Source organism: Pseudomonas sp., from assembly GCF_035277045.1.
In the GTDB taxonomy this organism is placed as follows: Bacteria; Pseudomonadota; Gammaproteobacteria; order Pseudomonadales; family Pseudomonadaceae; genus Aquipseudomonas.
The window spans coordinates 1-8,546 of the sequence record NZ_DATELE010000086.1; the positions used below are offsets into that span (position 1 = coordinate 1).

At 64.2% G+C, this 8,546-nt stretch carries 10 protein-coding genes; 3 read left to right on the forward strand and 7 right to left on the reverse strand.

All coding sequences use genetic code 11. The annotated features are described in order from the left end of the window. From uvrC to VJS90_RS03455, 5 genes are all read right to left on the reverse strand, one after another. A partial coding sequence (uvrC, locus tag VJS90_RS03435) for an excinuclease ABC subunit UvrC (RefSeq protein ID WP_324119121.1) occupies positions 1–913 on the reverse strand: 913 nt, incomplete at its 3' end. Between the two features lie 20 nt (positions 914–933). Beyond that, positions 934–1,572, reverse strand: a complete 639-nt coding sequence (gene gacA / locus VJS90_RS03440) for a response regulator transcription factor GacA (protein WP_324119122.1) — start codon at positions 1,570–1,572, stop codon at positions 934–936. A 65-nt stretch (positions 1,573–1,637) separates the two neighbouring features. Next, positions 1,638–2,027, reverse strand: a complete 390-nt coding sequence (locus tag VJS90_RS03445) for a helix-turn-helix transcriptional regulator (RefSeq protein ID WP_324119124.1) — start codon at positions 2,025–2,027, stop codon at positions 1,638–1,640. 127 nt (positions 2,028–2,154) lie between these two features. Next, positions 2,155–2,604 carry a GNAT family N-acetyltransferase gene (locus VJS90_RS03450; protein WP_324119125.1) on the reverse strand — a complete coding sequence of 150 codons (450 nt, stop codon included), beginning with the start codon at positions 2,602–2,604 and terminating at the stop codon, positions 2,155–2,157. A 187-nt stretch (positions 2,605–2,791) separates the two neighbouring features. Further along, positions 2,792–4,198: an amino acid permease gene (locus tag VJS90_RS03455; RefSeq protein WP_324119127.1), complete on the reverse strand. Its 1,407-nt coding sequence runs from the start codon at positions 4,196–4,198 to the stop codon at positions 2,792–2,794. Between the two features lie 222 nt (positions 4,199–4,420). Here VJS90_RS03455 and VJS90_RS03460 point away from each other — a divergent pair, with 222 nt between their 5' ends. Together VJS90_RS03460 and VJS90_RS03465 are read left to right on the forward strand one after the other, a co-directional pair. After that, a complete protein-coding gene (locus VJS90_RS03460) occupies positions 4,421–5,317 on the forward strand; it encodes a LysR family transcriptional regulator (RefSeq protein WP_324119129.1) in 897 nt (298 codons plus the stop codon). A gap of 117 nt (positions 5,318–5,434) precedes the next feature. Continuing rightward, a complete protein-coding gene (locus VJS90_RS03465) occupies positions 5,435–6,685 on the forward strand; it encodes a 2-aminoadipate transaminase (protein ID WP_324119131.1) in 1,251 nt (416 codons plus the stop codon). 3 nt (positions 6,686–6,688) lie between these two features. On the opposite strand, the gene VJS90_RS03470 is transcribed toward VJS90_RS03465, so the two are convergent. Next, positions 6,689–6,976 carry a hypothetical protein gene (locus VJS90_RS03470; RefSeq protein ID WP_324119133.1) on the reverse strand — a complete coding sequence of 96 codons (288 nt, stop codon included), beginning with the start codon at positions 6,974–6,976 and terminating at the stop codon, positions 6,689–6,691. A 147-nt stretch (positions 6,977–7,123) separates the two neighbouring features. Between VJS90_RS03470 and VJS90_RS03475 the strand changes: the two genes are divergently transcribed. Further along, a complete protein-coding gene (locus VJS90_RS03475) occupies positions 7,124–7,552 on the forward strand; it encodes a hypothetical protein (RefSeq protein WP_324119135.1) in 429 nt (142 codons plus the stop codon). 30 nt (positions 7,553–7,582) lie between these two features. Here the strand turns inward: VJS90_RS03475 and dsdA are convergent. Continuing rightward, a partial coding sequence (gene dsdA / locus VJS90_RS03480; RefSeq protein WP_324119137.1) for a D-serine ammonia-lyase occupies positions 7,583–8,546 on the reverse strand: 964 nt, incomplete at its 5' end.

Genomic DNA, 8,546 nt, shown 5'->3' on the forward strand with positions numbered 1-8,546 from the left:
CCAGGTAGTACTGCGAGACGAACGCGGCCATGACCTCGGCCACCTCCTCCTCGATGCCCACCTGGGGGAAGAAGTTCTTGCTGCCCAGCACGCGACCGCCGCGCACGCTGATCAGGTGCACGCAGGCGCCGCCGGGGTTGACGAAGGCGGCGATGACGTCGATATCGCCCGTGCCGCCTTCCATATACTGCTGGTCCTGGACGCGGCGCAGCAGACCGATCTGGTCGCGCAGCTCGGCGGCCTTCTCGAAGTTCAGGGCCATGGCGGCCTGTTCCATCTCGGTGTTGAGCTCGTTGCCCAGCTGCTGGCTGCGGCCTTCGAGGAACATCACCGAGTGGCGCACGTCCTCGGCGTATTCGGCGGGATCGACCAGGCCGACGCAGGGCCCCTTGCAGCGCTTGATCTGGTACTGCAGGCACGGCCGGGTGCGGTTGCTGAAGTAGCTGTCCTCGCACTGGCGGACGAAGAAGGTTTTCTGCAGCAGGCTAAGGCTTTCGCGGATGGCGCCAGCGCTGGGGTACGGGCCAAAGTAGCGGCCTTTGGCGCGCTTGGCGCCGCGGTGGATGCCCAGGCGCGGAAAGGCACCGTCCGACAGGAACACGTAAGGGTAGGATTTGTCGTCGCGCAGCAGGATATTGTAGGGCGGACGCCATTCCTTGATCAGCGTCTGCTCAAGCAGCAGCGCCTCGGTCTCGTTGCCGGTGATGGTGGTTTCGATCTGCGCGATGCGTGCCACCAGGGCAGACGTCTTGGGCGCCTGGCCGGTCTTGCGGAAGTAGCTGGCCAGGCGCTTTTTCAGGTTCTTGGCCTTGCCCACGTACAGCAGGCGGGCGTCGGCATCGAACATGCGGTACACACCCGGGCGACCGCTGCAGGTCGCCAGGAAAGCACTAGGATCAAAAAGTTGGGACATGAGGACTCAGGAATTCGCCATTAAAGGCTGGCGTCGACCATACCGTGACGGACCGCCAGCAACGTCAGTTCGACATCGCTGGTGACCGAGAGTTTTTCAAAGATTCGATAGCGGTAAGTATTCACGGTTTTCGGAGACAGGCAAAGCCTGTCGGAGATGATCTGCACCTTCTGGCAGCCGACGATCATCAGGGCGATCTGAATCTCGCGCTCGGACAGCGTATCGAAGGGCGAACCCTGGGGCTGGAAGGGCTTGAGCGCCAGCTGCTGGGCGATCTGCGGGCTGATGTAGCGCTGGCCGGCGAAGGCCAGGCGGATGGCCTGGACCATTTCGTCGAGCCCGGCGCCCTTGGTGAGATAGCCCGCGGCACCCGCCTGCAGCAGGCGCGTGGGGAACGGGTCTTCCTCGCAGACGGTGACGGCCACCACCTTGATGTCGGGATGACTGCGCAGCAGCTTGCGGGTGGCCTCGAGACCACCGATTCCGGGCATCTTGACGTCCATCAGCACGACGTCGGGCTTGAGCTCACGGGCTAGCTTGAGTGCCATCTCACCAGAATCCGCTTCGCCCACCACCTGCAGGCCGTCGATATCGGCGAGCATGCGCGTGATGCCGGTACGCACCAGATCGTGGTCATCGACCACAAGGACCCTAATCAAGCAGACACCTCGTCACGCAGCGGGAATTGGATCCCGCCACCTTAGCAAAATTTCCCTGCTCGAACCTAGCGTAAAGCATCAACGTTGTGCGCTGATCGAACCTGCTGAGCGAAGCGGCTGCGTTCCCGCTCGCCGGGCTGCCGGGACAGGCTGCCCAGCAGGCGCGACACCGCTGCCTGGTCAGCGGGCGGCAAACGGCGGAAGGACGCAAGCAGCTGGTCTTCCTCCGTGCTCAGGGTGTCGACCGCGGCAGCCGTGCGGTTACCGCTGAGCACATACAAGGCGTCGACGCCCTGCGACGTGACAGCAGCCAGGTAATCGAGCCTGGGCGTGCGCTCGCCGCTCTCGTACTTGCCCTGGGCATTGGGCTCGACGCCGCCAATGTCACCAAAAACCCGCTGGGTCATGCCCAGCCGCTCGCGTTCTGCCCTGATGCGCGAACCGAATGCATTCATCTACCTAACCTCTCTTCCGGATTGAGTTGCCACGGCTGCTTCCAGCAACCCTGTAGGTCGGCCTGCGACCACTAAGTCATGCACTATGCACAAAGCACTTCCCTGGGCACAAGCCATGAATAGGCCATCACTGTGACAAGACAATGGTCCGCTGCATGCGCACGAAGCATTCGTCCTCGCCCATTTCCACGAAGCCATGGCGGGCATAGAGCGAGCGGGCGGGATTGCTTTTGAACACCATAAGGCGCAACAGCGGCAGCCGGCGCGACGCCGCCCAGACGGCAAGCTCCTCCAGTACCCAGCTGCCCACCCCACGGCCACGGTGCGTGGGCAGCAGGTGCAATTCGCGGATATACAAGGCGTGGCGGTCCTGGCTGAGGCTGCAGTAGCCCAGCACCTGGTCCCCTTCCGTCACGAGCCACTGCTCGCGCCAGCACCAGGCCTGGTCGAACGCCTCTTCCATCCACAGCAGGTCGAATTCCTGGTAATACGGCAGCATCGCGCGGCGCGTCAGGTCCCGGGCGAAGGCGAGGTGACGGTCGCCGGCGGGCGTCAGTTGCAATGGCCCGTCATTCATCTTCCCGCCCTGCTGCCATCGAGGGCGGCGAGCGTCTTGAGGGAATGCGCGTGATCATTCATATGCTTTCTGGGCCGTGTCGATCGTGGAAACCAGGCATGACCCTCGATGGTAGCGCCGCTCGCGACCCGCGCCAACGAAAAAGCCCGCGACCAGGCCGCGGGCTTGCAGGTGACTGGCGTGCGGATCAGCTGCCCTTGCCACTGGCCAGGACGGCGCCCGCCCCGACCTCGCCGTGGCGCCGACGGGTCAGGGAGATCAGCAGGATGGTAAGGGTCACGCCCGCCGTCATCAGCGTTTCATAACGGTAGGCATCGCTGAACAGCATGTAGCCAAGCACCATGACAATCACACCGATCACCAGCCACGTCAGCCAGGGGAACAGCCACATCTTCATCGCAAGCTCGGTGCCGTCGCGCTCGGCGCGGGCACGCATGCGCAGCTGCGACACGGCGATCACCAGGTAGACCAGCAAGGCGATCGCCCCCGTGGTCGAGAGCAGGAAGCCGAACACCTTGCCCGGGAACACGTAATTGACCAGGCAACCGGCAAAGCCTGCGAGCGTTGACAGGAGCACCGCCACGGTCGGAACGCCACTGCCGGAGATACGCTTGATGGCGCTTGGGGCCTCGCCCCGGGCACCCAGCGAGTAGAGCATGCGCGAGGCCGTGTAGAGCCCGGAGTTCATGCAGCTGGTGACGGCCACCAGCACCACCAGATCGACGACCAGTTTGGCCCCTGGCACGTTCAGCACCTCCAGCGCGCGCTGGAAGGAGCCGACGGCTTTGAGACCCGGGTCGTTCCAGGCCACCAGCGACACCACCAGGAAGATCGACGCCAGGTAGAACAGGCCGATGCGATACACCACCAGGTTGGTGGCGCGGCGGATCTTGTCCTTCGGGTTGGCGGTCTCGTCGGCCGCGATGGTGACGATCTCGGCGCCAAAGAACGAGAAGATAGTGATCAGCACCCCGCCCAGCACGGTGCCGAAGCCGTTGGGCATGAAGCCCCCGTTGGCCCAGAGCTGGCTGACCCCGCGGGTTTCGGCCAGCGGCCAGAAACCGAAGATGGCAAGCGTGCACACCCCGATGAAGCCCAGGATGGCGATGACCTTGACCAGCGCGAACCAGTACTCGAACTCGCCAAAGTTTTTCACGCTGACCAGGTTGCTCCCCGACAGCAGCACCATGATCAGGAAAGCGAACAGCCAGGACGGCACGCCAGGGAAGTAGGCGTGCAGGATATCAGCGCCGGCGATGGCCTCGACCGGAATGATCAGCACCCAGAACCACCAGTACAGCCAGCCGATGGTAAAGCCTGCCCAAGGGCCGATGGCCTCGGTGGCATAGGTCGAGAACGAGCCGCTGTTGGGGTTGGCGATGGCCATTTCCCCGAGCATGCGCATCACCAGCAACACCAGCAGGCCGGTCATCGCATAGGAAATGAGGATGGCCGGGCCAGCGGTGGCGATGGCGTTGGAAGAACCGATGAACAGGCCGGCACCGATGATGCCTGCGATGGAGATCATGGATACCTGGCGCGACGTCAGGCCATGTTGCAGCGAACGCTGTTTCTTTTGTTGTAGCGATGCCATGAAAGAACCCTCAAGTGGGTCGGCCGCAAGCAGGTGCGACTGAAGCTGGAGCAGATTTCTTGTAAGTGGGATGCAGCGGATTTCTTGTTATTACGACGACTTGTAATCATTGATCCAGGTCAGTATTAATCTATACACGCAAGGCTAACAAACGACCTTTTCGAAGCACATGATTCCAGAATGGAATGATCTTCTTCCTTTTTCGCCCGGTAACCGTACCTTATGTCCAAACGCCTGATGCCCTCGACCACCGCCTTGCAGTGCTTCGAAGCTGCCGCCCGCCACCTGAGCTTCACCCGCGCAGCACAGGAGCTGCACCTGACCCAGAGCGCGGTCAGCAAGCAGGTGGCGCAGCTCGAGGACATGCTGGCGCACCCGCTGTTCCAACGCATTCGCAGGCGCCTGCACCTGACCCCGGCAGGCGCGTTGTACCTGGCGGAAGTGAACAAGATCCTCACCCAGATCGACATTTCCAGTCGCTACATCCTCAGCTACGGGGACGAGACCGAGGTGCTGCGCATCGCCACCCAGCCAACCTTCGGCGCACGTTGGCTGGTCCCCAGGCTCAAGGGTTTCGGCGAGCGCCATCCGCGTATCCACCTGGATATCCGCAACGAGCTGGAGCCCTTCGACCTGGTGCAGGCCAAGGCCGACGTGGCGTTTTTCTTCGGCCAGGGCACCTGGCCCGGGGCAACCTGCATCGAGCTGTTCCGCGAGGAGGTGGTGCCGGTGTGCGCGCCGGAGCTGCTGGCCAGGTACCGTTTCGACAGTGCCCAGGCGCTGACCGAGCAGCGTCTGCTGCAATGTGCCTCCCGCCCGGAGGCCTGGCACGAATGGTTTCTTGGCCAGGCGCTGCAGAGCCAGAACAGCTACCACGGGCCACGCTTCGACACGTTCTACCTGTGCATTCGCGCGGCGATTTCCGGTTGCGGCGTCGCGCTGATCCCGCGCTACCTGGTGGCCGAGGAGCTGGCCGAGGGCAAGCTGGTGGTGGCCTGGGACCATGCGATGCCCAGCGATGGCGCGCATTTCATCGCCCACGCCGAGCACGCCGCCGAGGTGCCCAAGGTGCGCGCGTTCGTGGAGTGGATTCGCGAGCGGGTGGCGCTGGGAGACTGAGCGGCCTGGCGCTTGAGTTCAATATCTGCGGGAATGACCGCAATCGTATAATTCGTTTGCACAATAACACCGCGACGCGCTTGGATAATAAGAAACTCGAACAAGGTCTGCGTGCACATGAATCAGGAAAGTATCAGCCAGTCCATTGGCATAGTTCACCCGATCACACTTTCCCATGGCCGCAACGCCGAAGTGTGGGACACCGATGGAAAACGCTACATCGACTTCGTCGGGGGTATCGGCGTGCTCAATCTGGGCCACTGCAACCCGGCGGTCGTCGAGGCGATCCAGGCCCAGGCCACCCGCCTGATCCACTACGCCTTCAACGCCGCGCCCCATGAGCCCTACCTGCAACTGATGCAGCGCCTTGAGCAGTTCGTTCCGCTCAGCTACCCCATGGCCGGGATGCTCACCAACAGCGGCGCGGAAGCGGCGGAAAACGCCCTGAAGGTGGCTCGCGCCGCCACAGGCAAGCGGGCGATCATTGCCTTCGACGGCGGCTTTCATGGGCGCACCCTGGCGACCCTGAACCTGAACGGCAAGGTGGCGCCTTACAAGCAACGGGTCGGCGAGCTGCCGGGCCCGGTGTATCACCTGCCCTACCCCAGCGCGGACACCGGGATCACCACCGAGCAGGCGCTCAGGGCGATGGAGCGTCTGTTCAGCGTGGAGCTGGCGGTCGAGGACGTGGCCGCGTTCATCCTTGAACCGGTGCAGGGGGAAGGCGGCTTCCTGGCGATGGAGCCGGCATTTGCCCAAGCCCTGCGGCGCTTCTGCGATAGCCACGGGATCCTGATCATCATCGACGAAATCCAGTCCGGTTTCGGCCGCACCGGCCAGCGCTTCGCCTATCCACGGCTGGGTATCGAGCCTGACCTGCTGCTGCTGGCCAAGAGCCTGGCCGGCGGCATGCCACTGGGCGCGGTGGTCGGCCGACGGGCGTTGCTGGGCAGCTTGCCCAAAGGCGGACTGGGCGGCACCTATTCGGGAAATCCCGTCGCCTGCGCTGCGGCCCTGGCGAGCCTTGCGCAAATGACCGATGAGAACCTGGCTACCTGGGGCGAACGCCAGGAGCAGGCAATCGTCGCGCGCCACGCCCGCTGGAAGGCCGACGAGGTCTCGCCGTGGCTTGGGCGCCTGACTGGCACAGGCGCCATGCGCGGAATCGAACTGGTCAACGCCGACGGCAGCCCGGCGCCCGCGCAGCTCGCCCAGCTGCTGCAACTGGCACGCGACGCCGGCCTGCTGCTGATGCCCAGCGGCAAGGCGCGGCACATCGTTCGCCTGCTTGCTCCCCTGACCACCGAACCTGAGGTGCTCGAGGAGGGCCTGGACATCATGGAGCGATGCCTGGCCCGCCTGCACTAGGCCTTAAAGGCCGAGTTCCTGAGGGGTGAGCATGTCGTTTTCGAAGGCGATCCAGCCGCCTTCGAGCTCGGCATGGCCGTTGACGATCGGGCCGTAGTAGGTCAGGCCGTTTTCCAGGGTCACGCAGATATGGGTGGCTTTTTCAGGCGCGGCTAGGGTACCGACGAAGTGCACCTTTTTCAGGGTCTCGGTGACCGCTTCCAGGCCCACGCGCTGATTGAGGTTCTCCACCGCTTCGGCCTCGCCGCTCGCCTCGCTGCTGACGGTTACGGTGGCTGTGTAGTTGTACATGTAATGACTCCAACGGCAGGAAAGATCGGCGCCTGCTGGCGCCCGAGGTGCGTAGGGTACAGGGGCGTCCGTCTTCGGCATAGCCTTCCCACCCCCAGGCTGTTAAGGTGCCCGCCGTTAACCGCCACACCAGACGAGGACCGCCGAATGAGCGCCGAACAACCCCTGATCGCCGACCTGTTCGAGGTCGACAAACGCCTGAGCCTCAAGCCAGTGGTGGACTTCAACAATTACCTGCGCAGCGCCTTCGGCGACGGCGCCTGCCGCTGCAACCGCTGCCAGGAAAGCGGCGGCGACGAAAGCACCTATACTCATCGCCACAGCTTCAGCCTCGACGGCCGTCAACTGCACCGGCGCTTTGCCAGCACCGCTGGCAGCGATGTGCTGATGGTGCTCAAAAAAGCATGGCTGTCCTATACCAAGGCAGACTTGAGCCCGATCGGCGTGCTCGACCTGGCCACCGTCAAGACCTTCACCGACCACGCCCTGCACCCGCGCCTGCTGGCCCTGCTGCCGGCCAGCGGCCTGGCCCGCGAAGTGGACGGGCAATGGCTGCTGCAAGCCCAGGCCGACTGACACGCCTTGATGGGTGCCAGCCCGGTTCAGTCAGTAGCCCTGGCGCCCATGCAACAACGCCTTGCCCTTTTCCATGTACGTCTGCATTTCATCCTGCGGCACCATGCTGCCGCCCGTCGCCCACACCAGGTGAGTGGCGTTGGCCAGGCGCGCCTCGCTCAGCCCTGACCGCTGGCGATAGCCTTGGGACTCCTGCAGCACGCGGCCCATGCCTGGTACGCCGGCCAGCGCCGAAGGCTCAAGCTGCAGCCCCTCATGCAGCTGCGCCAGGGCCAGCAGGCGAAACAGCTCGGCATCGCTGACCGTGTAATAGCCATCGACCAGGCGCTGCACCGCGCGCCCTACAAAACCGGACGGACGCCCCACCGCCAGGCCGTCGGCGGCGGTGTGGTTGTCCAGGCCGAAGTCATACACCGACACCTGCTCGTGCAACCCCGTGTAAACCCCCAGCAGCATGCAGGGCGAATGGCTCGGCTCGGCGAACAGGCAGTGCACCGCATCGCCAAAAGCCTGCTTCAGGCCAAAGGTCACCCCGCCAGGGCTGCCGCCCACGCCACAGGGCAGGTAGACGAACAGCGGATGCTCCGCATCGACCCTGATTCCCGCCTGCGCCAGCTGCCTGCGCAGCCGGTCGGCCGCGACGGCGTAGCCAAGGAACAGGTCGGTGGAGTACTCGTCGTCGACAAAATGACAACGCGGATCGGCCTCGGCTTCGCGCCGCCCTTCGGTCACGGCGACGCTGAAGTCCGCGCTGTACTCGCGCACCTGCACGCCACAACTGCGTAGCCGGTCCTTCTTCCACTGCCGGGCATCGGCGGACATGTGCACGGTGGTCCTGAAGCCCAGGCGCGCGCCCACCACGCCGATCGACAGGCCCAGGTTGCCGGTCGAGCCGACCGCGATGGCGTACTGGCCAAAAAAAGCCCTCGCCCGGTCGCTGTCGAGCAGGCTGTAGTCATCGCCCGGTTGCAGCAAGCCACCTGCCATGGCCAGG